This is a genomic window from Adhaeribacter sp., assembly GCF_057359045.1.
Genome location: NZ_JBMQUD010000014.1, coordinates 21,514 through 47,210, shown reverse-complemented (window position 1 = coordinate 47,210; position 25,697 = coordinate 21,514). Strand labels below are relative to the sequence as shown.

Genomic DNA, 25,697 nt, shown 5'->3' with positions numbered 1-25,697 from the left:
TCTTTTTTGCTTCTATTATTCGGTAAGTTTTGCCCAACAAGGTAAATTATCTACCACTAATAAAAAAGCGGCTGAGCAATTCCAGAAAGCCGAAGAATACGTGCGGGCGCGTAATTTTCCGAAAGCGTTAGAAGCCCTGAACGAAGCCAAGAAGCGGGATACTACTTTTGGTGAAGCCTACTTAAAAGCCGCCGGGTTGCATAAAGTAATGGGCGAAAAAAAAGCATCTTTTGAAAATTACAAAAGTGCGTTGCGTTTATTGCCGTTTACGCCGGCTTTAATGCAGGAATATTATGCCTTTGCCGATTTAAGTTTAGCGAATGGGCAGTACGGCTTGGCTAAAGCCAATTTTGAAAAATTTTTGCAGGCTTCACCCAAGGCCACCAAAGCCGCTAATTATGCCCAGGCCCAATTAAAGAATATTGCTTTTGCCGAAACGGCCATGCGTAACCCGGTCAATTTTTCACCAACGCGTTTGGCGATGCCTTTCAATAGTTTTGCTTTGCAATATTTTCCGGCTCTAACCGCTAATCAACAGCATATTTTATTTACGGCCCGTGCCGGCGTTAAACCCGAGAACGACGAAAATTTATTTGTTTCGGCGCGACGTGCCGAAGGTTGGAGCGAACCGGTTTCTATTTCGCCTAATATTAACACCCGGTACAACGAAGGAACCGGTAGTATTTCGGGTGATGGTAAGACTTTGGTTTTTGCCTCCTGCGACCGGCCTGATTCTTACGGCAACTGCGATTTGTATATCTCTTACCGGACCGGCGAAAACTGGTCGAAGCCCGTGAATTTAGGTAAACCGGTAAACTCGGCTGGTTGGGACTCCCAGCCATGCTTATCGGCCGATGGCCGCACTCTATATTTTTCTTCTATCCGGCCGGGGGGCTTGGGTCGCGAAGATATTTGGGTAACAACTTTGCAGGAAGAACAAACCTGGTCGGCCCCGGTAAACCTGGGTAGTAATATTAATACCGCCGGTAATGAAAATTCGCCGTTTATTCATTCGAGCGGCACCACCTTGTTTTATGCCAGCGATGGGCTCACCGGCTTGGGCGGCACTGATATTTTTAGGGTAACTACCGATTCTAAAGGCAATTGGCAAATCCCACAGAACTTAGGCTATCCGCTAAATACGTTTGAAAACGAAAATTCAATATTTATTACCACCGATAACAAAGCCGGTTATTATTCGCGCCAGAGAACCAACCCCAATGGGCCTAATTCCATTGAGTTATACCAGTTTGAGGTACCCGCCGCCTGGAAAAGTAAAGACGAAAGTACTTTTGCTCAAGGCAATGTATTTGATGCCAAAACTAAAAAGCCGCTGGGTGCTGTAGTGCAGTTATACGATGTTACCGCCGATAAACTTGTGCAACAGGTGCAAAGCGATGCGGTGCTGGGCGATTATACCATTGTGCTGAACGAGGGCAAACAGTACGCCTTATACGTATCGGCTAAAAATTACCTGCTCCGGAGTTTAAGTTTCGATTACCAGAACAAAAAAGAATTTAATCCGCTTACCCTAGATGTTTACCTAGATCCTATCAGCAGTGGGGCCGCTATAGTATTAAATAATTTATTTTTCCCGACGAAGAAATACACCCTGGAACCTAATTCTAAAACTGAACTAAACAAACTGGTGCAATTTTTAAACCAGCACAAACAGGTAAAAATCGAAATTTCAGGCCATACCGATAATGTAGGGGAGCAAGCTGCCAATTTAACGTTATCTAAAAAGCGCGCGCAATCGGTGGTAGATTATCTGAGTCAGCACGGAATACCTTTAAACCGAATTGTGGCAGCCGGTTACGGCGAAACCAAGCCGGTGGCTAAAAACGATACCGAAGAAAACCGCCAGTTAAACCGTCGAATAGAACTAAAGATTTTGTAATATTTTAATTCAATGTTTTTGATCTTATTTATAAAACCAAAAAGGCCAGCAATTAGCTGGCCTTTTTAATAAACAGGAAAAAATTAAATTATTGGTTTTTCTTTTTATCAGCGTATTGTTCATAACGAGCCGGATCTTTCTTCCGGTCTTTTTTCCGGCCAATGGCACCACCTGCGGCTGCACCAGCTACACCACCAACAATAGCACCTCTGGTACCACCATTTTTACCGGCTACTACCCGGCCAGCGGCGGCACCAGTAGCACCACCAATTACAGCACCTTTCGCTTTTTTACTCCAGCCTTTCTTTTCACCATTATCTTGCGTGGTTTGAGCCTGTACTGAATTGCTGCCCAATAAAAATAATGCAAATACTGCGGTTATATATATCTTAGCGCTTTTCATAGTTTTATAGTAAATTATTATATATGGTAATGCGCATTTTACGAAGAAAGAATAGTAAGGTTTAAAAATTTATAATTTAACGGGCTTGTATGGGTAAGCGGCTACATGTTAATGCCTGGTAAAAGTATAATATGTGCTTGTGTTTTGCTTTAAGCTGATGAATTATTAACGATTTTAAAACAAGCTTAAAAACTTACATTCTGTACTTTGTGAAAAACATAATTTAGCTAATGTAAGTGGGGCTAAACACATACCTAAATCAGGTGTTTTTTATTTTAAAACGGAAATAAAGTGTAAATAATAGAAGAAAGTGCCCGATGAATCAGATTCTTGGTTGTGCCTGAATATTTAAGTGCCCTATTAATTCAGGGTGAATAAAACCAATATTTAAGCCTGCTTGGTAATTATTAGATTAAGTCAAATTTTATTTATCGTGCTTATATACCAGTTTGGCTATAATTCACATCAGTTCAACGAATAATTTCCCTGGTAAAATAGGAAGATTATATATTTGAATCATAAATAAGCCCTGCACCTAAAACAAAAACATCCAGGAAACTATTTTGAAAAAGGCCTATGGTTAAGTAAAAATAATTTTCCGACCGGTTTGCGACCTGCGCATCTTTGGCAAATATTATAAAAGACGCGCAGGCGCCAAAACCAGGCAAACTAAGTTAAAATGAGTTTGGGTAAAAGGAGAGTATTTAACAGCTTTAGCCAGATAGTTGGCTGCAACAGCTTGTAGAAAAGAGAAAATTATTTTGAGCGGTAAAAACGGGAATATTACTAATTACCCGGGTATACAGGTTATTATTAGATAATGAGCTTAGCCAACTAAGCTACAACCGCCAAAAATAAAAGATATATTAATTTAAAAATTTTAGTTGGTTAAATTACTGAAAAGCCGGCATAAGCCGGCTTCTCTTTTTTATAGCTGTCTGATTACGTCTTTTGAATATATTATTTAAAGACGCATTAAGTTTAGCGATTATTTATGGCCGTATAGTTACGTTCGGTGGCACCGGTATAAATTTGCCGCGGACGACCAATCGGTTCTTTATTTTCCCGCATTTCTTTCCATTGCGCAATCCAGCCAGGCATGCGGCCTATGGCAAACATAACGGTAAACATTTGGTTTGGTAAACCAATCGCTTTATAAATTATACCAGAATAAAAGTCTACGTTCGGGTAAAGCTTGCGATCTACAAAGTATGGGTCTTGTAAAGCGGCCGCTTCTAATTCTTTGGCAATATTTAAAGTAGGGTCGTTTATACCTAAATTGTTCAGAATATTATCGCAAGCCGATTTAATAATTTTAGCCCGGGGATCAAAATTCTTGTAAACCCGGTGACCAAAGCCCATTAACCGGAACGGGTCGTTTTTGTCTTTTGCTTTTTCTAGCCACTTTTGCGAATTACCGCCATCGGCGTGAATGGCTTCCAGCATTTCAATTACTTCCTGGTTAGCACCACCATGTAAAGGTCCCCACAAAGCATTGATGCCCGCCGAAATAGAAGAATACAAGCTGGCGTGTGAAGAACCTACTAACCGAACAGTAGAGGTAGAGCAGTTCTGCTCATGGTCGGCGTGTAAAATCAATAATGTATTTAGGGCAGCTACTACTACTGGGTTGGCCTCGTACTTTTCGCCGGGTTTAGAGAACATCATTTGCAGGAAATTGCTGCAATAGTCTAAATCTGTTTGCGGGGCATTAATTGGTTGGCCGTTGCCGTGCTTGTAAACCCAGGTGGCAATAGTAGAAATTTGCGCAATTAACCGGATAATGTTGCGGTTGTTTTCTTCGGGTGTTTGGTTAGGTTCAATCGACTCTGGGTAAAAAGCCGTTAAAGAACTTACCAAAGCTGATAAAACGCCCATGGGGTGCGCCGTTGTTGGAAATCCTTCCAGAATTTTGCGCATGCCTTCTGGTAGTTCCGTATGCTGACTAATTTCTTTACTGAAAGTATCTAATTCGGCTTGGGTAGGAAGCTGGCCATAAATAAGTAAGTAAGCTACTTCAATAAAGGATGATTGCTCGGCCAGTTGCTCAATGGGATAACCCCGGTAATGCAAAATTCCTTCTTCGCCATCCAGAAAAGTAATAGCACTGGTAGTAGCACCGGTGTTTTTATATCCCGAATCTAGGGTAACAAAACCAGTTGTACCCCGCAATGACGATATATCAACGGCTTTTTCATTTTCAGTTCCTACTACTATGGGCAGTGAGATGGATTTACCTTCAATAATTAGTTCAGCAGTGTCAGACATATAATATATTATGTGTTATGAACAAATCAGATTTTCTATTGGCAGCGAAATTAGGCAAAAAACTATAAAGATGAAATCAAATTGCCGGATTGACCTTATTAAATTTAAGATTGTTCCATAATTAGTCCTCTATAAATACTCAGCCAATCCTTACCAAAAATTTTAAGCTTTATTAAGTAGTTTAACTAATGCCTTTACGTGGACTTTGTTTTTAAGTACTCACTTTCTTTAATCAATAGTTGCCTTCCTAATTGATTCTTGTAATACTCCTTTTTTAATAGTAGCCCATCTAGTCTTTACTTCTGATTTTAACCATTTACAATATTGTTGAAGTTTAATCTGGTATTTTAAATTCATTTTGATTAATCATGCCTTAAAAAGAACAGGCTTTTAGTATTATGTTTAATTTTTTTGGCAAAGTGCATTAAAAAATAATGGTAAATAATCACATTATAACTTTTGTATATCTGTTGATTAAAAATTATGCAGCAATTAGTATAAATTACATGTATTTTGAAAAATAGTCTTAAATTTTAAGGTGTAAATCTGAAAATTAACTAAATTTTTAAATGTATGCCTCAAAATTAAAGCATATTAATAAATTTACACATCAAATTTAAAATGTTATATGTTTTTTAAAGGTAAGCATTATACACGCTTATAGACCGGTAAGTTGGGAAAGGAGCAAATACTTAGAGATTACCCCTTAACTATATAATTATAATCATGAAAAAGAAACCCCTACTCACATCTCTTCTCTTTTCCGCTTTAACGATTTCGGCTTTTGCTCAAAAAACCGATTCAACAAATGTAACAACCCAAACAGCTACCGTGGCCACCGCTACCGATCCCTCAGCCGACACTGATGGTGTTTTCTCCGTTAATGGTTATGTGGATACTTATTATTTCCGGAATTTGAACAATTCACAAAGTGGAACTAACCAGGGCCGGATTTTTGATGTGCGCGACAATTCTTTCTCGCTGGGCCTGGTGCAAACCATGCTTACTTACACGTATGGCAAGTCTAAAGTAGTAGCCGATTTGGTGTACGGACCCAACGCCGAATTAGGTAACTTCGGGAATGTTGGTACCTCTGTAGCCATTAAGCAAGCTTACCTCAACTACAACATTACCGATAAACTGGCTTTTACCATTGGGCAATATGGCACCCATATTGGGTATGAGTTAATTGATGCCCCGTTAAACTTTAACTACAGTCTTTCTTATTTATTCGGGAACGGTCCGTTTTACCATACCGGGGCCAAGCTAGATTATGCCCTGAATAACAAAGTTGGTTTAATGTTAGGGGTGGTAAATGGCTGGGACATGCTTCAGGATATGAATAAACAAAAATCACTGACCGCGCAGGTGCATTTAACCCCGATTGAAGGTTTTAATATTTATGCAAACTGGATTGGCGGCGATGAGCACGACGGGGTTTCTGCGTTTGGCGACATTAAAGGTTCTAAAACCAACCTCTACGATTTAACCACCTCTTTTGAAGCTTCGGATAAGTTTAAAATTGGTTTAAACGCGGCTTATGGTTCCTACAAATCTGGGGCGGCTAACACCGACGAAACCGATCCGTATAGCGCCGATGCTAACTGGAAAGGTGCCGCGCTTTACCTGAATTTTGCCGCTACCGATAATTTTGGTTTAGGCTTACGCGCCGAGCGCTTCTCTGACCCCAAAGGCGTGCGGTACTTTGGCCCCTTCGAAGGCAACGGCTTTACGTTAACCGCCGATATTAAATTAGCCAATGGTCATTTTAACATGAAACCAGAGCTGCGGATAGATACGGCCAAAGACAATTTCTTTGAAGATACCAATGGCAATTTAAAAAAATCACAGGCTACCATTGGGGCAGCTTTTATTTACACATTTGATTTTAAAAACAAATAGAAAGCAGATTATTCTTTTAGTAACTTAAAAAAGAACCCTTAGTTAAACCTATAAAAAGGCATAACTAAGGGTTTGCATTTAGCTACTGAATGAATTAAATACTGGTTATTTTTGCGGGTTTAATGCCTAAGCGTACCTGAAAAACCGAAGCAATATTCAAAGCCCGGCTTTTGGCCTCCTGGGCCATTGGTCCGGCAAAATTAGAATCAACGGTATTAAAAAATAAGGTAAGCCATTTATCGAAATGTTGTGCGTTTAATCCCAACGGTATGTGTTTGGGAAAAGGCTGGCCTTTGTAGTTTACTTTGCCAAATAATAAAGTTTCCCAGAAATCATACATCTGGGGTAAATGGCTGGCCCAATTTACGTGGGCTTGTTCGTTAAATATTTTTCCTAATTCCGGGTCGGCGTTTACCTGGTCGTAAAAAATATTAACCAGTTTTTCTACTTCCTGTCGGTTATTTATATCGGGTATCATGTTAAAGCTGAACTAAGATTTTAAAATCACTTAAAGCTTTCAAGCTATGTTTTACTTTCTCCGGTATAATTATTACCTCACCCGGGTGTAAAAGTTGTGGTTCTTGCGTGTCCAGGGTTATGGTTCCTATACCTTCCAGTACCGTTAAAATTACATCGTGCGGCGCGCTGTGGGTTTTAAGCTCCTGGTTTTGGGTAAAAGCAAACATAATGGTTTTTTGGCCATTGCGTTCCAGAACAACCTTTTTCGCAAATTTATGGGCATCGTACTCCAGGCTATCGGTTAAGTTAACCAAAGGTCCATTTTGCGGGTGTAATTGATCTATTTGCATTCTTAACGTTTGCTTTAAGTTGCGCAGGTATTCTTGAAAATCTTCTTTATTTAGGTGGTCAGCTTTGGGGTTAATGGCCGGTGTTATTAAACTTTCTTCTAGTTGCTGGTACAGCTCTGGGTAGTGTTCTTTTATGTTTTCGGTTATTAAAGATATTTCATTACAAAGTTGCAATAAAGATTTAGCTGACATGGATGATTAATTAGGTAAAAGGTAAAAAATTATTTAAATATTAGTTGATGCCGCTGGTACGTTTGGGTTGCCTCTAAAACGGTAGCTTTGAGTTGTTGCCGGTAAAAAGCAACGCCGGTGCCCAGGAGTAAGCCTAATTTAAATATTTCTAAGGCTACATAAATAAAGTGCAGCGAACTGGCCGGCGGGTTGCCACCGGCCATAATAGTTATGGCCCGCAAATCTAAGGCAGGCAGCAACCAGAAAGTTTGTACAAGTAAAATAAGGGCCAACAAGCCCACAGATGCCCAGCTTTTTAATACCGTACGGTTTACAAAACAACCCAGTAGTACCACGCTGCACCACAAGATCTCTATTTTATTTAAGTAGCCAAATACCAACCGCCCAATGCCTAAACCCAGGGCCAGCGTAATATTGGGTGCCGTAAATTTTACCGGAGCCTCTAAAAAGGAAATGCCGGCCACCATACCTGCCCATACAAAAAGTACCAGTACTACTACCAAGGTTATGTATTGCTTTTTCATTTGTAGAAATTTTACCTGATTAAAATACCCAATTACCGCCACTTTTCTAATAAATGCGGTACAAATATCATTTAAATACCAGCTGCGGGGCATGAGTAATGTCATTTTTGAGACTGATTTTGCTCATCGGGGAGGGGAGCGCTATTGGCTAATATTGTGTTGCCAAAAAGCGAATGATTTTATGAATTCTACAGCAACTCCTCCGGTTACCGCGCACTGCTACCATTGTGGTGATGCCTGTACTACTACGCCTATCATTGCCCAGGAAAAAACATTTTGCTGTACTGGTTGTAAATCGGTGTACGAGTTATTATACGCGAATAATTTATGTACTTATTATAACCTGGAAGCCGGCGAAAAACCCGGTGTTACCATAAACCAGGAAGAGGTTGATATAAACAAATTCTCTTATTTAGACGAACCGGCCGTGCTGGGGCAGTTATTAAATTTCCAGAGCGAAACCCTGCACAAAGTTCTGTTTCAGATTCCCGGTATGCATTGCAGCTCTTGTATTTATTTACTCGAAAATTTGTTTAAGCTAGATGCCGGCGTAATACAATCGCGGGTGAATTTTCCTAAAAAAGAAATTTCTATTTCTTATAATCCGCAAAAAACCAAATTAAGTGCCGTAGTAACCCTGCTGCACAAAATTGGTTATGCCCCCACTTTAAACCTCGAAAATTTATCGGGTAAGAAAAAGAAAAAAGATTACAGCATTTACATTCGGTTGGGCTTAACCGGTTTTTGCTTCGGTAACATTATGTTACTTAGCTTTCCGGATTACTTTTCGTTGGCCGATGAAGTAAACCGCGAGTTTGGCTCATTTTTCGGGTATTTAAATATTCTGCTCACCTTGCCGGTGTTTTTATACGGTGCGCCGGTATTTTTTAAATCGGCCTGGCAAGGTTTAAAACAAAAACACATAAACCTCGATGTGCCCATTAGCGTGGGTTTGCTCTCATTATTTTTTGTAAGCTTGTACGATATTTTTACCACTAACGGGCCCGGTTACCTCGATTCGTTTACCGGTCTGGTATTTTTTATGCTGATTGGTAAATACGTGCAACAGCGTACCTACGATGCCCTGGCTTTTGACCGGGATTACAAATCTTATTTCCCGATTTCGGTAGCCGTGCTGGAAAAAGGCGTGGAGAAAATTACCGCCGTTAAGGAATTAAAACCGGGCAAACGCATTCGGATCCGTAACCAGGAACTGGTACCCGCCGATGCTATTTTGCTGCGGGGCAACGCTTTTATCGATTATAGCTTTGTTTCCGGCGAATCGGTGCCGGTGCCCAAAGTAGCCGGCGAAATTATTTATGCGGGTGGCCGGCAAACCGGCGAAAGTATAGAGTTGGAAGTTATAAAAGATGTATCGCAAAGTTATCTTACCCAACTCTGGAACAACGATATATTTCAGAAAGAAAAAGGCTTTGCCAGTTTTGGTACATACGCCCACAACGTTGGCAAATATTTTATTACTGTAACCTTGCTTATTGCTATTGGTGCCTTAATTTATTGGGTGCCGCGCGACCAGGATATGGCTATTAAAGCCTTTACGTCGGTATTGGTAATTGCTTGCCCATGTGCTTTGTCTTTGTCTACGCCGTTTACATTATCTAATGTGCTCCGCATTTTTGGTAAACATAAATTTTACCTTAAAAACGGCGAAGTAGCCGAAACCCTGGCCAAAGCCGATACCATTGTGTTTGATAAAACCGGGACCTTAACGGTAAGTACCCAAACCGAAGTAATGTACAGCGGCCAGCCGTTAACCGAAGAGCAAAAAAGCCAGGTCCGGTCGGTATTACAGCACTCTACGCATCCGCTTAGCCAACGCATTTATTCCTTTTTAGATAATCCGATATTACCGGTAACTAACTTTGTAGAATTACCGGGTAAAGGAATAGAAGGCCGGGTCAATGGCGTTTTAATCCGGGTGGGTTCGGCGCATTTTACCGGTGCCCGCTTAGGCGTAAAAGAATTAGAATTTCAGGAAACCTGCGTTTTTGTGAGCATAGGCGAAAGTCAACCCGGATATTTTGTTTTTCATAACCACTACCGGCCTGGCCTGAAAGCTTTAATCCGGGAGTTGCGCCAGACCAAAAAATTAGCCGTTTTATCCGGTGACAACGACGCCGAAAAGGGCAATTTACAATTATTATTCGGCGAAGATGCTGAACTGCATTTTAACCAGTCGCCGGCCGACAAACTGCGTTACATCGAAAACCTGAAAAAGCAAAACCGGCGGGTAATAATGGTAGGTGACGGCCTGAACGATGCCGGCGCTTTAAAAATGAGTGATGCCGGTATTGCCATAACCGATACGGTATCGGGTTTTTCGCCGAGCTGCGATGCCATTCTGGATGCCGAAAGTTTTGCGCAGTTAAGCCGGTTTTTACAGTTTGCCCAAAAAAGTTTGCAGGTAATATTGTTCAGCTTTGGCGTTTCTTTTGTGTACAATATTATTGGTTTAACCTTAGCCGTAATGGGTAAATTTACGCCGGTAATTTCGGCCATTCTAATGCCCATTAGTTCTACCAGTGTGGTGTTGGCTGCCGTGTTGGGCGTGCGGTTGTTAGCCTGGAAAATGGGATTAAACCGGCCGCAAAATAAATTAAAACAAACTCCTAAAACAGTAAACGCATGACCATTATATATTTATTAATTGGCATTAGCTTAACCGTAGCTATTCTATTTTTAAGTTCTTTTTTATGGGCCGTAAAGTCTGGTCAATACGAAGATGATTACACCCCTTCGGTGCGGATGTTGTTTGAAGAAGAACCGGAAAACCAGCCCTTAAACAAAAAGCAAAACTAATTTTAAACATAAAAGCCCGGTATATTACCGGGCTTTTATGTTTTTGAATATTGCTTATAATGGATTTTAGCTGTTGTGGGTGGGTGGTGCTTTGGCCAGGGTAATGCCAGCACTTAGCACCAAAGTATCTTCAATAATAGCACCCACCCAATCGGGTAAGCCGGTTTTCCGGGCAAAATTTTTGCGTAAATAATAAAACGCGTATGAAGCAACCAAAGCACCCGCTCCGCCTAATATGGCTCCCACCCATTCGGATTTATTATTAGCCTGGTTGCAAGTTACGCCCACCAAAGCACCGGCAGCCACCCTGGACAATAAAACCGGTGGCGAAATGCGGTCGGGAGCACCGGGTATTTTATCGCCAACTATTTCGGTTGCGGCCAGTACTTTTAAACCCAAGGCTACGGCTGGGCTTTGCATAAATCGCCACGGCGAGTTTTCTAATCTCTGGGCGGGTACCTGGGTCAGAAAATGACTGGTTAAAGCCGGTGCCGACATACTCCGCATACCCGAGATAAAACCTAGCCCCAGGGCTTTAAAATTTGGATTGATATGATTCTTTTCCATTGCCAATATTTATTTCTGTTGGCTATACGACCAATCCCGGATTGATGACACTTTTTTACCGTTTTATTTACAAGCAAGTAATTTCTATTTTATAAAAATTAGGCTAACACAAAATGTTTGAATGTTCTGATTTGGGCATCACATCTGCTTCCTGAACCAAATAATTATCTTATTCAATTTTGTGGCTAGCTCAGGCGGTAAAACAAAAAATTTATTTCTGGCAAGTGGCCTTATTTTAGCTCTATCTGCCTATTTTAGGTAAATTTTTAGATCTATTATCCGGCATAATCCACCACGACTAACTAATGAAGAAAAAAATTATTCTAATTGGGTTTATTTATTTAAGTTTTATCGCGAGTACCAAGGCCCAACAATGGCGCAGTGTGCTTTATCCGGAAAAGCAGCCTAACGCGAAAGTTGCTAATTTTTATACCGATAAACTTCTTCAGGATTTTTCGTTTGCCGGTTACCACCGCGGTGAAAAAGAGGTACCCAACCTTACTAAAAATGTGTTGGATGTAACCAAAGCACCTTACCTAGCCGATAATACCGGGCAGAAAGATGTTACAAGTATTTTGCAGAAAGCGATAGAAGACGCCGGTAGCAAAGGCGGCGGCGTGGTTTTTTTACCGAAAGGTACGTACCAGGTAAACCCGGTTACAGACAAAAATTATTGTTTACTTATAGATCATTCGGGTGTGGTTTTAAGAGGGGCCGGTCCCGGAGCAACCTTTTTATTTAATGCCAGCGACCAGATGCGGAGTAAAGCCATTATAAAAATCGATAACGGCAGTTCCTGGTCCAGAACCGGTGCCAATAAAGTGCTTATTACTAAAGATTTGCTGCAACCCACTAATATTATTCCGGTACAACGTACCGCTGGCTATAAAGTAGGCGATTTAATTATAGTGCGTAATTACATCGATAATGATTGGATAGCCAAACATAAAATGCTGGAATATTGGCAAGACAAAGGGAATAATTTAGGCGGACAAATGTATTGCCGGGAAATAAAAAGCATTAATACCAAAACCCAGGAAATTACAATAGATATTCCTATTAGGTACGCCCTGGAAACAACGCACGGGGCAGCTGTTTACAAAGCACCCGCCATGCTTACCGAAGTAGGGGTAGAGCAATTATCGATTGGCAACCGGCAAAGTTTTGCCGCTACTGATTGGTCTGAAGAATCTTATAACAAAGCCGCCAATGGCTCTTACGAAAGCCACGATTCTTTTGCCATAGCGTTAGCCCAAGTGTACAATGGGTGGGTGAAAAATGTAGCTTCTTACTCGCTGGCGGGCAACACTGCGCAGGCGCATTTACTCTCTAACGGGCTTAAAGTTTATCAAACCAAAAACGTAAGTATATTAAACTGCGATTTTAAAAAGCCCCAGTTTGGCGGCGGCGGCGGTAATGGTTATATGTACCGGATTATGGGTAACGAAACCTTGCTGCAGGATTGTGTAGCCGATTTTAACCGCCATGGTTTTGTAATGTCGCACATGACTGCATCGGGCAATGTATTCCGGCGTTGCCTCGACAAAGATACTGGCCGGCAAACCGGCTTAACCGGCAACGAAAAAACCAGCGGCAGCGGCAGCGACCACCACATGCACTTTAGCCATTCTAATTTATTTGACCAATGTACCGTAGAAAACAGCTTTTTTGCGGCCGGTTGGCGCAAATGGGGCGGTTCTACCATTCATGGCCTAACGGCTGCCCACAGTGTGTATTGGAACCTGAGCAGCAATGGCACGCAAGCCCAGGCTGTCCAAACCCAGCAAGGTCGTTATGGGTATGTTATTGGCACCTCGGGAAATAAACCAGAAGTAAGCACCAAGGTTTGGCAACCCGGAACTGAAATTATTACCGACCCCGAAGATCATGTAGAAGGCTTAGGCAAAGGCCAGACATTATTTCCGCAATCGCTGTACCTGGACCAGAAAACCCAAAGACTAAAAGCAGGTGGTAAAGAAATTAGCCGCAAGTAATTTAGAGAAATAAATCAGGATATATAATCAAGGATTAGGTGATTTAAAATATTGATTAGTAGTAACCCGAATATTTTTACTGTTTAAAGTCGTTGTTTTAATATTTAATTAAAGTATAGCTTTTAAACGTTTAAAATAAAATACCTACTGTTTTAGAAGAGCTTGCATTTAATCAGACAGTATAAATATTTCTCTTTAAATAGATTAATCCTTTGCGCCTTGCTTAGCGTTTAAAACTTAACGATTTTGTTTTAAATGCTAATAAACTAAAATGGCTGCGCAAAATACCTCTTCCGTAACCAGTTCCATCGATGACCTGAGCATAAATACCATTCGTTTTCTTTCGGCCGATGCCGTGCAAAAAGCTAATTCCGGCCACCCAGGTTTACCATTGGGAGCGGCGCCTATGGCGTATGTGCTGTGGTCGCAATTTTTAAGATTTAACCCGCAAGACCCGCACTGGCCCAACCGCGACCGGTTTATTTTATCGGCTGGTCACGGTTCGGCTTTATTGTATAGTTTATTGCATTTGTATGGCTACGATTTGCCGCTGGCCGAAATAAAGAATTTCCGGCAAACTGGCTCCAAAACACCCGGGCATCCTGAGTCGATGCTGACGCCGGGAGTAGAGGTAACCACTGGCCCATTGGGGCAAGGTTTTGGTAACGCCGTAGGTATTGCGCTGGCCGAAGCTTTTTTAGCCGCCACTTATAATCGACCAGATTTTAAATTAATCGATCACTTTACATACGGTTTGGTAAGCGACGGTGATTTAATGGAGGGCGTTGCGGCCGAAGCCGCTTCTTTGGCCGGCCACCTGAAACTGGGTAAGCTCATTTTACTTTACGACGATAACGATATTTCTTTGGACGGACCCACAAACCTGGCTTTTACCGAGCAAGTGTTGGCCCGTTTTAATGCGTACGGCTGGCAAACCTTACAGGTGTCTGATGGCAACGACATTGAAGCCATTGACGCAGCCATATCTGAGGCCCAAAGCGATGCCGAGCGACCAACTTTAATTTCAGTTAAAACCATTATTGGCTACGGTAGCCCGCTACAAGGTACCAGCAAAGTGCATGGCAATCCTTTAGGCGAAGAAAACCTCCGGAAAGCTAAAGAAACTTTGGGCTGGGATGCCGACAAAACTTTTTATATTCCGGCTGAAGTACAAGCACATTTAACTCAAGCGGGTAAAAAGGGTGCGCAGTTACAAACTGAATGGCAAAGCTGGTTTGAAGAATATAATAAAGCTTACCCCACCGAAGGCGAACAACTACGCCAGACGTATGCCGGGGAATTACCGGTTGGCTGGGATAAAGATTTGCCGGTTTATGCAGCCGGCGAATCTTTGGCCACCCGGCAGGCTTCCGGTAAAGCCTTAGAAGCCATCAAAAAACAGGTGCCTTGGTTAATTGGCGGCTCCGCCGATTTGGCCAGTTCCAACGAAATGCAAACCAAAGGCGAGCTTAGTTTTCAGCCGGGCCAATACCAGCATACCAATATTTGGTTTGGTGTACGCGAACACGGCATGGGAGCCATTTTAAACGGTATGGCTTCGCACCGGGGCGTGCGGGTTTATGGCGGTACTTTTTTAACATTTTCTGATTATATGCGGGGTGCCATCAGGTTAGCCGCACTTACCGAAGCTCCCATTACCTATGTATTTACCCACGATAGCATTGCTTTGGGCGAAGATGGACCTACCCACCAACCCGTTGAGCACGTAACGGCCTTGCGTACCATTCCCAACTTAGCGGTAATTAGGCCCGCCGATGCCAACGAAACGGTGGCCGCCTGGCGCGTAGCCATGACCCGCATGAAAGGACCCGTTGCTTTAATATTAACCCGGCAAAAGTTACCTACTATTGATCAGGAACGATATGCCCCTGCTATTAACCTCGAAAAAGGCGCTTATATTCTGAGTGAAGCGCAGGGCACACCCGATTTAATTTTAATAGGTACCGGCTCTGAAGTAAGCTTAATTTTAAAAGCGCAGGAAACCCTGGAAAAAGAGGGTATTAATACCCGGGTGGTGAGTATGCCTTCCTGGGAATTATTCGATGCCCAAGACCAAAGTTACCGCGACCAGGTGTTACCACCGCAGCTGCGCAAAAGACTAGCCGTAGAAGCTGGTATTACCTTGGCTTGGCACCGCTATGTAACCACCGACGGCGATGTACTAGGTATTGATAGATTTGGCGAATCGGGGCCGGGCGAAGAAGTAATGGAGGCTTTAGGCTTTACCGTAGAGAATGTGGTGCAGAAAGCTCGCGCTCTAATAAAAAAATAATCCGGGTATAAATATTAATGCTATGAAAATTGGTCTTGCGGCGGATCATGCCGGCTTTGAACAGAAAAAAGAATTAATTCAGAAACTGCAGGAAGCCGGATATGATGTGCAGGATTATGGCGCCTACCAGTATAATGCCACCGACGATTACCCCGATATAATTGTGCCTTTGGCGCAGGCTGTTAGCCGCGGCGAAGTAACACGCGGCATTGCGGTTTGCGGCAGCGGGGTAGGAGTGTCTATTGCGGCAAATAAAATTGCCGGGGTACGGGCCGCTCTTATTACCGATACGTATTCGGCGCACCAGGGCGTAGAACACGACGATTTAAATTTAATTTGTCTCGGTGGCCGGGTAATTGGCCCCATGCTTATCTGGGAATTGGTGCAAGCTTTTATCAATGCCCGTTTTCTCCCCGAAGAACGGTTTCAGCGCCGCTTACAGAAAGTTCTAAAACTCGAAGCCGATCAATCTGCTGCTTCCGCCACTTCTTAACCAGTACCAGCTTATATATTTATCAAGCAGAGAAAGCACTAGCCCCTCATGAAGTAAATACCGGGTAATTAGCTTTATATTTATTTATAATCTATTTACAATCAAGCACAAAAGTCAAAGACTGATAATTTTCCTGCATCTAAGCAAAGAACTACTTAAATAAAATAATTTCCAGACTAGAATAAAAATAGTTTAAAGAAAAGGTTGGGTTTTAAAACGAAATTATACCTTTGGCATCCAAAATTACTGACGATTATAAAGTAACTGTCAGTATTTATCCGGATTTCAATTTTATATAGAATATTATGACTCAAAATACATTCGATTTTGGGATGGTGGGTTTAGGCGTTATGGGCCGTAACTTACTTTTAAACATGGCCGATCATGGTTTTGCCGTGGCTGGTCTGGATTTAGATCCCCAAAAGGCAGCAGCGCTGGAAAATGAAGCCGAACAAGGTAAATTAGTAAAAGGCACCACCTCGGCCGAGGAATTTATCGGCTTATTAAGCAAGCCACGGGCAGTTATGCTGTTGGTGCCGGCGGGAAAACCTGTAGATGCGGCAATTGCCAGTTTGCTTCCTTTCCTGGAAGCCGGCGACATTGTGATTGATGGCGGTAATTCTTATTTCCCGGATACAGATAGGCGGTTTGCATCTTTATCGCAACAGGGAATCCATTTCTTTGGCATGGGTATATCGGGCGGCGAAAAAGGTGCGCGGTTTGGCCCCAGCATGATGCCCGGCGGCGACCGCCAGGCTTATGAAAGATTGCGGCCGATTTTTGAAGCCGTGGCCGCTAAAGTAAACGGCGAGCCTTGCGTTACTTATTTGGGTAATGGCTCGGCGGGTAATTACGTAAAAATGGTGCACAACGGCATTGAATATGGCATTATGCAACTTATTTCCGAAACCTACGATTTTCTGAAAAGAGGATTGGGCCGCACCGACGATGAACTCCAACGCATTTTCCAGGAATGGAATAATACCGAAGTACAATCTTTTTTAATTGAGATAACCGGCGAGATCTTGGGTAAATCCGATGACATTACGGGCCAGCGCCTGGTAAATGTAATATTAGACCAAGCCCGTTCTAAAGGCACCGGCAAATGGACCTCACAAAATGCCATGGACTTACAAGTGCCGCTGCCTACCATAGATGTGGCTGTAGGCATGCGCGACATGTCGGCGTTTAAAACCGAACGGGTACAAGCGGCGCAACTCTTAGGTAAGAATATTGCGCAGCAGAACATAAATGCGGAGCAGGATAATATAGAAGAACAATTGCGGGCGGCTTTTTATTTTGCCATGCTCGCCACCTATGCCCAGGGTTTGGTTCAGCTGCGGGTAGCTTCTGAGGCGTACCAGTATGGTTTAGAACTATCTGAAGTAGCTAAAATCTGGCGGGGCGGCTGCATTATCCGGGCGGCTTGCCTCCAGGATATCCGGCAGGCCTTTGTTACTAATCCGGCTTTGCCCAATTTATTACTTGATGCCCAAATAGGTAGTCAGCTGTTGTCGCGCGAAAATGACTTGCGCGCCATTATAAAGTTAGCCGTTGATAAAAGCATACCGGTACCCGCCTTTATGAGTGCTTTGGCTTACTTTGATGCATACCGCAGCGAAACTTTACCAACCAATTTAATTCAGGCGCAGCGCGATTACTTTGGTGCACATACCTACGAGCGCATCGATCAGGCTGGTATTTTCCATACCCAATGGAACTAAGCAGCAATTATTTTAAGATTACAAGATTTAAACAGCATGAAAAAAGGCATTGAGGTTAAGCCTACGGTAGTAGTAATATTTGGCGGAACCGGCGACTTAACCAAGCGCAAATTAATTCCGGCATTTTATAATTTATTTTACATGGTTGGCTTCCCGAACACTTTGCGGTAATTGGTTTAGGCCGCACCAAATTATCTGATCCCGATTACCAGAACCGGTTGCATCAGGGGTTAACGGAGTTTTCGCGGAGCGGTACCCCTAAAGAAGATAAATGGGCGGTATTTGAAGAAAAAATATCTTATCTCACATCCGATATAAACGACAAAGCCGCTTATATTCAATTAGCCGAAAAGTTAAACGCTTTTGATGAGGCCTGGGGTACCCGGGCTAACCGGCTGTTTTATTTATCTATTGCGCCGCAATTTATTCAGGCTGTAACCGAACACCTGCACGAAACCGAACTGGCGGCCAATGTAAACTGCGATCGCATAATTGTAGAAAAGCCATTTGGTAAAGATTTAGCTACCGCCCGAAGCCTGAATAAATTACTTACCCAAACCTTTAAAGAAAGCCAGATTTACCGTATCGATCATTATTTGGGTAAAGAAACCGTACAGAATATTTTGGCTTTCCGGTTTGCCAATGCCCTTTTTGAACCGCTTTGGAACCGCAATTATATTGATTTTGTGCAGATTACCGTGGCCGAGCAGGTTGGCGTAGAAGACCGGGGTGGTTATTACGAAACGGCAGGTGCGCTGCGCGACATGATTCAGAACCATTTGCTGCAGTTATTGTGCATGATTGCCATGGAGCCGCCCGTATCTTTCGAAGCCGAAGAAATTCGTAACCGGAAAGTAGATGTTTTGCGGGCCATCAGGCGTTTAACGCCCGAACAGGTAAGTAAATCGGCGGTTAGGGGCCAATACGGACCTGGTTGGCTGCAAGGCGAAAAAGTACTGGGCTACCGCCAGGAAGCTAATGTTAATCCGGTATCTAACACGGAAACGTATGCAGCGGTTAAATTTTACCTCGATAACTGGCGGTGGCAGGGCGTACCTTTTTATTTGCGTACCGGTAAAAGACTGCAAGAGAAAACATCATCTATTACGGTGCAGTTTAGGCCGGTGCCGCACTCCACTTTTTCGGCTTCCTTCTCCGAAAATTTATTGCCCAACCGGCTTACCATAAATATTCAGCCCCAGATGGATATCCGGCTTCGGTTTACCTCCAAGCGGCCCGGCTTGGAAATGGACCTGAGTCCGGCCGAAATGGTATTCGACTACGATAATTGTTCTACGCAATCGCCAGAAGCTTACGAAACTTTATTGCTGGATGCTTTACAGGGAGATGCCACTTTGTTTATGCGCTCCGACCAGGTAGAAACCGCCTGGGAAGTAATTATGCCCATTCTGGAGATCTGGGAATCGAGGCCTTCGTTGGAATTTCCCAATTATTCGGCGGGCATGTGGGGTCCTGAAAATGCCGAAGCTTTAATTGCCCGGGAAGGACATACATGGTCGGTTACCACCCATTACCAAAATTCTACAAAGTAAAAGATGATTCAGATTTTTAAAAATACTGGGGAGTTAAGTAAAGCAGCTGCCGAATTATTTCTGCAAACAGCTCAAAAAGCAGTACAGAAAACAGGTAAGTTTAACGTTGCGCTCACCGGCGGTTCCTCACCCGCCGAAATGTACCGCTTGTTGGCCCAGGCACCGTACAAAGAGCAAGTGCCGTGGGCACAAACCTATATTTTTTGGGGCGATGAACGGTGGGTGCCTTTAACCGACGATAAGAGTAATGCCAAAATGGCTTTTGAATTATTTCTGAACCAGGTGCCGGTTCCCCGCGATCAGATTTTTCCGATGTGGGGAAAAGAAAATCCCGAAACGTTTGCCCAATTGTATCAAAACCGGCTGCAGCAGCATTTTAACCAATCGGTACCGGCTTTTGATTTAATTCTACTGGGTCTCGGCGACGACGGGCATACGGCTTCGCTGTTCCCGCATACCCAAGTGCTGCAGGAAAAAGAACGAATAGTGAGCGCATATTATTTAGAACCGCAGCAAATGCACCGGGTTACCTTAACCGCACCGGTTTTAAATGAAGCTAAAAAAATATTGTTTTTAACCTTCGGTGAAAAGAAAGCTTCGGCGCTAAGTGAAATATTAGAAGGAAGTTATCAGCCCGATATGTACCCGGCTCAACTGGTTAAGCCGACTACCGGCGAAGTAGTTTGGTTTGTAGATGAAGCTGCCGCATCCCGGTTAAAAAAGTAAATTCAGGTACAGGTTTTAGTCTGGTTAAATTAAAATATTGCCTGGGTAGTTTATCAGGCAGAATCTAAGATAAAGTACAGTTAGCGGGAGTTTAGGGCGAAAATCCAGTTGGATAATATAACCTAAACTCCCGCCTTTTTTAGAATTAAGCCTGAGTGTTTTATGCATTTGCCTAAAATAATTGGCTATAGTAAATGCCCAAAAGAAGTAGAATCAGGAAATATACTGACCTTGAAAAACCTTAATATTAGCCGCGGATTGGCTCCAACAGGGTATTTGCCAATGATTGTTGCGCGGGCTCATAAATAAGTTCGCCTCGGCATAAAAATTTATTGGTGTCTAGAAGTACTTCGTAAATGGGGGTATGAATGTGCTGGGGAATCCGGTAAATGCGTTGGTCTCTTTTATCGAATGGGGTAGCAACTTTTGAATTGAACAGATAAGGAATTAATATTTTGGAGCAGCTCAGGGCAATGCGGTGCACCTGGTGGTTGGCAAAATATTCCTGTAAACGCTGATTGATATTTTCGAAAAACTCTACTGTTTCGGCGAGCCGCACCCGCGAACCAGCCCGGGATTTGCCTTTGGTTTTAAGATATTTTACCTGGCTTTTACCTTGTTTCATGCGCACCATATAAGACCGGAAAACTTTGTGATCGCGGTTAACGCCATTCTCAAAATAACCCAAAGCACAACTACCAGATTGAATTAAAACAACAACATAATGTATATCTTGGGTTGCCGTGAACAAATTTGTATCTGGGGCTGGCATTGGCAGGGGCAGCCGGAAATACAGGTGTTCCTGGTGTGCGCCGTCAGTAATAATTAACCGGTGTTTTTCGTAATCATAAATAAAAGGTAAACCAGCTTGCCGAATATTTTGGAGTACTTGGTAAGCGTTTTCTAAAGTTAAAAAACAGTTCATAAAACAGGTTCAATCCGGGTAGGGGGCAGTAATAGTTTAAATAAGCTGAGTATAAATAAAATCAACTTTTGTTAAGCTTATTTAAAAGTAAATAGCCGTTTAGCCGGCAATATTTTCTTCTTCAACCGGAAAATATTTTTGCCAAATAGATGCTAGTTTATCGGGGGTAAGGGGTTTGGCCAATACTTCGTGTAGGCCAACATTTTTAGCATCGTTTACCAATTGCTGGTGCATAGAGGTAGTTAGCATTACCAAAATAGATTTTTTGCCCGGTAATGGTAATTTACTATACTCCTGAAAAAACTCAAAGCCATCCATAACCGGCATTTTGTGGTCCAGCAATATTAAATCCGGAACAGCATGGCCATTCTGACAATCTAGCTCTAACGACTGTAAAGCCGCGCGGCCATTTTCGGCTACTTGTACTTTTTGGGCAATATTTAATTTACTAATTACACGTTCGTTTATATAAGAAGTAGTTTTATTATCCTCTATAAGTAAAATCCAGTCAACTTTTTTCATTTAGATTCAGCAGCAATTCAGATGGTTGGCATTATCATCTCAGGACAAACATATAATATTTGTATTTAGTTTACCCATCATAAAAATAAAAATTCCTTTTTTTTGCTTAAAAAGTCGTTTATCTACCGGGAAATAGCTTTAACTAGGCCAGTTAGAACAAGGTTTGGGTAAGTTGTTTTACACCATTGGTATAAGCAGTTGGTTTTATAATCTTAGGGGTATGGATAATATAATCACATTTTAAAGTATAAATTCAAAAAAGAGAAGAAAAGTTTTGGCTTTCATAATTTTTCAATCTTTATTTGTCTATTAATCTTATAGAGTTAATATATTATGTATTTCACTTTAAAAATTTAATCTAAAATGATGAAGCTAGTTACAACCCCAGAGAAGGAAATGCTTATTTCGGTACAAAGCCCACAAACAGATTGTGAACTTTGGAATGCTTTCCGGTTGGGTTGTAGCGATTCTTATAGGTTAATTTACCAGCGGTATTTTTTTGACTTGTATACCTACGGGTTAAAAATTACGTCCGACCGGGAACGTATTAAAGATGTTATCCAGGATTTGTTTATTCAGATCTGGAAGAGCCGGCAAAACTTAGCCAACCTCGATAATATTAAACCTTATTTAATGAAATCTTTAAAAAGAAAGCTTTACGATTTGCAGTTAAAAGCCGATAAAAATATTCTGTTAGATAAGGACGTAATAATTAAAAGAGTAGAACCGGAAAAACCCGCCGAACAGCAAATTATTCAATTGCAACAAGCAGAGCAGCTACAAAAGAAATTGCAGTATGCTTGTCGGGCATTAACCAAGCGGGAAACGCAGGCTATTCAGTTCAAGTTTTACCAGGATTTATCGTATACCGAAATTGCTTCCCAAATGACCATTTCGGTACCGGCTGCCTATAATATTATATCAAAAGCATTAAGCAAACTTAAGAACCTGATGTAATATTTTCCGGTTTTAAACCACCATATAGTAAATCTTTTTAGTGTAATCGTTTAAAGGCAATTAACGGGGCAGAGGAGGTGTAATCAGTGTACCTTTTTTTTTAACCATGAAAATGCCCGGAAGGGGCCGCTGTTTAACCTTGTTCTTAAACACTTAACTGGTTAAATAATTAGATTTGATATTCAATTAAGGACGGCGCTTCTGGTCGTCCTTTTTTATTTTATAATTACTACCAAAATTTGTTTGAGTAGTATGCCTAACAATAATGTTATGTCAAATAAATTAAGCCCTATACTTAATATAAATTATTTAATATAGAGGTATAATTCATTTTTCCAATACTGCCTTATTTCTTGCCATCCTTTTAAGCCAATAATATACTCTAGAATTAAAAATCAGGTTAATTGCCATAAATACCTAATTGTTTTTGCGTAATCAGAGTGAAAATTCAGGGTTAATACGTAATAAATATTTACAACGAGATCTATTTATAAGTCGTTTAGCAAAGGAGAATTGGATAAAAATGAATGAAGTACTAAAATTTAAGTTTTTGTAAGATGAATAAAATTATGCTCAAAGGAAAAATTTTCTTGTTAATGCTGGTAACCCTGGTTTGTGTTTCTGCTTGCGACGACGATGATGATGATGGCCCGGCCCTGACTGTAGAAACTTTTATGCAGCAAGCTGCTGCCAGCGATATGTTTGAACTTTCGACCGGCAATATGGCCGTTACCAAAGGCACCACAGCAGATGTGAAAGCATTTGGCCAGAAGTTAATAGACGATCATACTACCTCCAGCACTGAATTAAAGACTTTGGCTTCGCTTAAAAAAGTTACTTTGCCAACCACCATGCCAGCGGATAAAAATGAAAAAGTTATGCGCTTACAAGGTTTATCCGGAACAGCTTTTGATAAAGAGTTTTCGTCGATTCAAGTAGACGCACATGAAGATGCCGTTGAATTATTTCAAAAAGCTGACCGCGATATTTCGGATGCAGATGTACAAGCATTTGTAGATAAAACTTTACCGGTGTTGCGCATGCACCTGGACCACGCCGAAGATTTAGAAGATAAAACGCATTAATGATTGTTTATTGTTTAGTGAGTAAAAAGCCGCTTCTTTTTAGAAGCGGCTTTTTATTTTTTATGCAGTATTGCAGTAGCGTTGCAAGGTTAGCAATTGGGCATAAATATTATAATTGATGTTGCCGGCATTTTTCTTTAATGAAAGCTAATCCTTTTTCGGCAATATCCCAGGGTTTAGAATATTCCCTCCAAACCCCAATAGAATTGGCAAAAGCCGGGTCGTTGCGCGAAAATGCTTCTATGGTAAGCCAGCCTTTATAGTTTATTCCGGCTAAAGCCGCAAAAGCTTCGTCAAAATCTATATGGCCATCGCCGGGCGTGCCGCGGTCATTTTCGCTAATATGAACATGGGCCAGAATAGGGGCAATGGTTTGAATGGCTTGGCTAAACTTTTTCTCTTCAATGTTGGCGTGGTGCGTATCAAACATGGCCCTAACATTGGGGTGATCTGTTGCTTGTACCAACCGGGTTAATTGCTCCATGGTATTGCACAAGTAACTCTCGAACCGGTTTAGGGCTTCTAAAGCCAGAATAATATTTGCCTGGGCCGCATACTCACCGGCTGCGCGCAAAACCTCAGCTCCCCAGCCATATTCCTGGTCTTGGGGTTCCCGTTGTACAAAATAACTGTGCGCCGAATGAAATGGCCCGCAAATAATTTTGGAATTTAAATCGTGGGCACGGTCGATGGCCCATTTAATCCGGTCTAAAGCATTGGCCCGGATGGCTGCTTCGGGGCTAATCGGGTTTTCGTCTTTACCAACCACAAAAACGGTCGTAACTTCCAACCCCAAATCCTGGGTAAACTTACCCAAATTCTTATAAGCCGGCACATCCGGCGAACCCAGCAAAAATTCGACACCGTCATAACCCATCGTTTTTAACCGTTCTACAATTGGGTTAAGGTCATCCGAAATTACTGCCGACCAGGCTAGCACGTTGAATCCAATTTTATTCATAGTTTATGGTGGAGTTGATTAAATTTAAATAATTCAGTTTCGGCCTTTAGTAAAACTTTAATTTATTAAAGGCTTAAATAACTATCTGAAAAAATAAATTATGAAGCAATTTTTTGATTGACTGCCCAGCAATAACAAACCAGTTTTATTTACTCGTTTGAATGCCGTGATACGGAACATTCATGGTTATTTTGCCGGCCCATTTTTTAGGCACCGGTTTGCCGGCTGCCCAATGAATACCATTTATTACTAACCTTTGGAAAGGCTCTAAATCAAAATCTTCGGGGTGGCCCAGGGTGGTCATGAAAAATTTGCCGCCGTAGGTATTTTTGCCGGTCCAGGCTACGGGGTTGTCCGGGGCATCTTTTTTGTTCGGGTTTACAGCATGCCCCATTAATAACCAGGTAGAGCCCTTGGTGGGATAATCGGGCAAAACTTTGTATAACCAGGAACGCGCATGAAATTTATTGCTCACCCCGGTTAAAATCGGGTTTTTTGCGGCTTCGGGTATAATGGTTACATCGGTGCTGGATTCGTGACCGTAGTGGGTATGATTGGCTTTGCCACCCCAGCCCGGAGGAGCATTAAAAGCCATTTCACCGAAACTATTCCATTTTTCCAGTTCGTGGCCTTTGGGGTAGTTAAACGCGTGGGTCGTGGTCCGGAAGCCCACTACCGGTTTGCCGGTTTTTAAATAATCTTCTATGTGCTTTACCTGGTCGGCGGGCAACCGCCGCCAGCGCAGGAAAAACACCGCTAAGTCGGCCTCTTTTAAGGCTTCTAAACCCGGAATATTTTCCTCGGCATTATGGTCGGGGTAAGCTTTTAATACCTTGGTTCTGAAACCGTAGTTCTTCTCTAATTCAGCGGCCAGCAGCGGCAAAGTGCCTTCGCCGCTGTATTCGTGGTCGCCGGCCACAAAAACTATTAAGGGCTTTTTAGTGCTGGTTTTTGCTTTGGATTGGGCGCTAACATAGAATGCGCTCATCAGCAAGAGAGATAATAAGAACAGGTACTTTATATTTTTTATTTTTTTCATAGGGTAATAAAAGAATAAATAATCAAATCAGAATTTTCAT

Annotated in this window: 21 protein-coding genes and 1 pseudogene; 12 read left to right on the top strand and 10 right to left on the bottom strand. The window is 42.1% G+C overall.

Going from position 1 to position 25,697, the window contains the following annotated elements:
- On the top strand, positions 1-1,900 hold a 1,900-nt coding region (locus tag ACO1R6_RS03070), incomplete at its 5' end, for an OmpA family protein (protein ID WP_486262082.1).
- An 88-nt stretch (positions 1,901-1,988) separates the two neighbouring features.
- Here the strand turns inward: ACO1R6_RS03070 and ACO1R6_RS03065 are convergent.
- Together ACO1R6_RS03065 and ACO1R6_RS03060 are read right to left on the bottom strand one after the other, a co-directional pair.
- Positions 1,989-2,303, bottom strand: coding sequence for a glycine zipper domain-containing protein (locus ACO1R6_RS03065; RefSeq protein ID WP_486262081.1), 315 nt, complete (start codon positions 2,301-2,303; stop codon positions 1,989-1,991).
- A 981-nt stretch (positions 2,304-3,284) separates the two neighbouring features.
- Complete coding sequence (locus tag ACO1R6_RS03060; RefSeq protein ID WP_486262079.1) at positions 3,285-4,571, bottom strand: citrate synthase; 1,287 nt, start codon at positions 4,569-4,571, stop codon at positions 3,285-3,287.
- 726 nt (positions 4,572-5,297) lie between these two features.
- On the opposite strand from ACO1R6_RS03060, the gene ACO1R6_RS03055 reads away from it, so the two are divergent.
- A complete protein-coding gene (locus ACO1R6_RS03055; protein ID WP_486262077.1) occupies positions 5,298-6,473 on the top strand; it encodes a porin in 1,176 nt (391 codons plus the stop codon).
- Positions 6,474-6,567: 94 nt separating this feature from the next.
- On the opposite strand, the gene ACO1R6_RS03050 is transcribed toward ACO1R6_RS03055, so the two are convergent.
- The 3 genes from ACO1R6_RS03050 to ACO1R6_RS03040 are packed head-to-tail and all read right to left on the bottom strand — an operon-like array spanning position 6,568 to position 7,998.
- On the bottom strand, positions 6,568-6,951 hold the full coding sequence (locus ACO1R6_RS03050) for a group III truncated hemoglobin (protein ID WP_486262075.1): 384 nt from the start codon (positions 6,949-6,951) through the stop codon (positions 6,568-6,570).
- Position 6,952: 1 nt separating this feature from the next.
- Entirely contained in the window at positions 6,953-7,474 is a 522-nt protein-coding gene (locus ACO1R6_RS03045) for a cupin domain-containing protein (protein ID WP_486262073.1), read from the bottom strand.
- Positions 7,475-7,503: 29 nt separating this feature from the next.
- The gene (locus ACO1R6_RS03040) at positions 7,504-7,998 is read right to left on the bottom strand and encodes a hypothetical protein (RefSeq protein ID WP_486262071.1); all 495 of its coding nucleotides are present in this window, start codon (positions 7,996-7,998) and stop codon (positions 7,504-7,506) included.
- Positions 7,999-8,179: 181 nt separating this feature from the next.
- Here ACO1R6_RS03040 and ACO1R6_RS03035 point away from each other — a divergent pair, with 181 nt between their 5' ends.
- Together ACO1R6_RS03035 and ccoS are read left to right on the top strand one after the other, a co-directional pair.
- Complete coding sequence (locus ACO1R6_RS03035; protein ID WP_486262069.1) at positions 8,180-10,648, top strand: heavy metal translocating P-type ATPase; 2,469 nt, start codon at positions 8,180-8,182, stop codon at positions 10,646-10,648.
- The gene (gene ccoS / locus ACO1R6_RS03030; RefSeq protein WP_486262068.1) at positions 10,645-10,818 is read left to right on the top strand and encodes a cbb3-type cytochrome oxidase assembly protein CcoS; all 174 of its coding nucleotides are present in this window, start codon (positions 10,645-10,647) and stop codon (positions 10,816-10,818) included. The genes ACO1R6_RS03035 and ccoS overlap by 4 nt, the downstream gene beginning before the upstream one ends.
- A gap of 66 nt (positions 10,819-10,884) precedes the next feature.
- Here ccoS and ACO1R6_RS03025 read toward each other — a convergent pair whose 3' ends face one another.
- Positions 10,885-11,385 (bottom strand): DUF4126 family protein, encoded by a 501-nt coding sequence (locus tag ACO1R6_RS03025; protein WP_486262066.1) that lies wholly within the window; start codon positions 11,383-11,385, stop codon positions 10,885-10,887.
- A gap of 305 nt (positions 11,386-11,690) precedes the next feature.
- Here ACO1R6_RS03025 and ACO1R6_RS03020 point away from each other — a divergent pair, with 305 nt between their 5' ends.
- The 6 genes and pseudogenes from ACO1R6_RS03020 to pgl all read left to right on the top strand — a co-directional run bounded on the left by ACO1R6_RS03020 (position 11,691) and on the right by pgl (position 20,168).
- The gene (locus tag ACO1R6_RS03020; protein ID WP_486262065.1) at positions 11,691-13,379 is read left to right on the top strand and encodes a glycosyl hydrolase family 28-related protein; all 1,689 of its coding nucleotides are present in this window, start codon (positions 11,691-11,693) and stop codon (positions 13,377-13,379) included.
- 271 nt (positions 13,380-13,650) lie between these two features.
- Positions 13,651-15,672 carry a transketolase gene (gene tkt, locus ACO1R6_RS03015; RefSeq protein ID WP_486262063.1) on the top strand — a complete coding sequence of 674 codons (2,022 nt, stop codon included), beginning with the start codon at positions 13,651-13,653 and terminating at the stop codon, positions 15,670-15,672.
- Positions 15,673-15,694: 22 nt separating this feature from the next.
- The gene (locus tag ACO1R6_RS03010) at positions 15,695-16,165 is read left to right on the top strand and encodes an RpiB/LacA/LacB family sugar-phosphate isomerase (protein WP_486262062.1); all 471 of its coding nucleotides are present in this window, start codon (positions 15,695-15,697) and stop codon (positions 16,163-16,165) included.
- Positions 16,166-16,470: 305 nt separating this feature from the next.
- Complete coding sequence (gndA, locus tag ACO1R6_RS03005) at positions 16,471-17,889, top strand: NADP-dependent phosphogluconate dehydrogenase (protein WP_486262060.1); 1,419 nt, start codon at positions 16,471-16,473, stop codon at positions 17,887-17,889.
- A 36-nt stretch (positions 17,890-17,925) separates the two neighbouring features.
- Positions 17,926-19,442, top strand: a pseudogene (gene zwf / locus ACO1R6_RS03000) (glucose-6-phosphate dehydrogenase).
- A gap of 3 nt (positions 19,443-19,445) precedes the next feature.
- A complete protein-coding gene (gene pgl / locus ACO1R6_RS02995; protein WP_486262058.1) occupies positions 19,446-20,168 on the top strand; it encodes a 6-phosphogluconolactonase in 723 nt (240 codons plus the stop codon).
- A 247-nt stretch (positions 20,169-20,415) separates the two neighbouring features.
- On the opposite strand, the gene ACO1R6_RS02990 is transcribed toward pgl, so the two are convergent.
- Both ACO1R6_RS02990 and ACO1R6_RS02985 read right to left on the bottom strand, forming a co-directional pair.
- Positions 20,416-21,093, bottom strand: coding sequence for a hypothetical protein (locus ACO1R6_RS02990; protein WP_486262056.1), 678 nt, complete (start codon positions 21,091-21,093; stop codon positions 20,416-20,418).
- Positions 21,094-21,192: 99 nt separating this feature from the next.
- Positions 21,193-21,615: a response regulator gene (locus ACO1R6_RS02985; RefSeq protein WP_486262055.1), complete on the bottom strand. Its 423-nt coding sequence runs from the start codon at positions 21,613-21,615 to the stop codon at positions 21,193-21,195.
- A 363-nt stretch (positions 21,616-21,978) separates the two neighbouring features.
- Between ACO1R6_RS02985 and ACO1R6_RS02980 the strand changes: the two genes are divergently transcribed.
- Together ACO1R6_RS02980 and ACO1R6_RS02975 are read left to right on the top strand one after the other, a co-directional pair.
- Complete coding sequence (locus tag ACO1R6_RS02980) at positions 21,979-22,572, top strand: RNA polymerase sigma factor (protein ID WP_486262053.1); 594 nt, start codon at positions 21,979-21,981, stop codon at positions 22,570-22,572.
- 557 nt (positions 22,573-23,129) lie between these two features.
- Entirely contained in the window at positions 23,130-23,657 is a 528-nt protein-coding gene (locus ACO1R6_RS02975) for a DUF4142 domain-containing protein (protein WP_486262051.1), read from the top strand.
- A 109-nt stretch (positions 23,658-23,766) separates the two neighbouring features.
- On the opposite strand, the gene ACO1R6_RS02970 is transcribed toward ACO1R6_RS02975, so the two are convergent.
- Together ACO1R6_RS02970 and ACO1R6_RS02965 are read right to left on the bottom strand one after the other, a co-directional pair.
- On the bottom strand, positions 23,767-24,618 hold the full coding sequence (locus tag ACO1R6_RS02970; RefSeq protein WP_486262049.1) for a sugar phosphate isomerase/epimerase family protein: 852 nt from the start codon (positions 24,616-24,618) through the stop codon (positions 23,767-23,769).
- 145 nt (positions 24,619-24,763) lie between these two features.
- Positions 24,764-25,606: a ThuA domain-containing protein gene (locus tag ACO1R6_RS02965; protein WP_486262047.1), complete on the bottom strand. Its 843-nt coding sequence runs from the start codon at positions 25,604-25,606 to the stop codon at positions 24,764-24,766.
- Positions 25,607-25,697 lie beyond the last annotated feature (91 nt).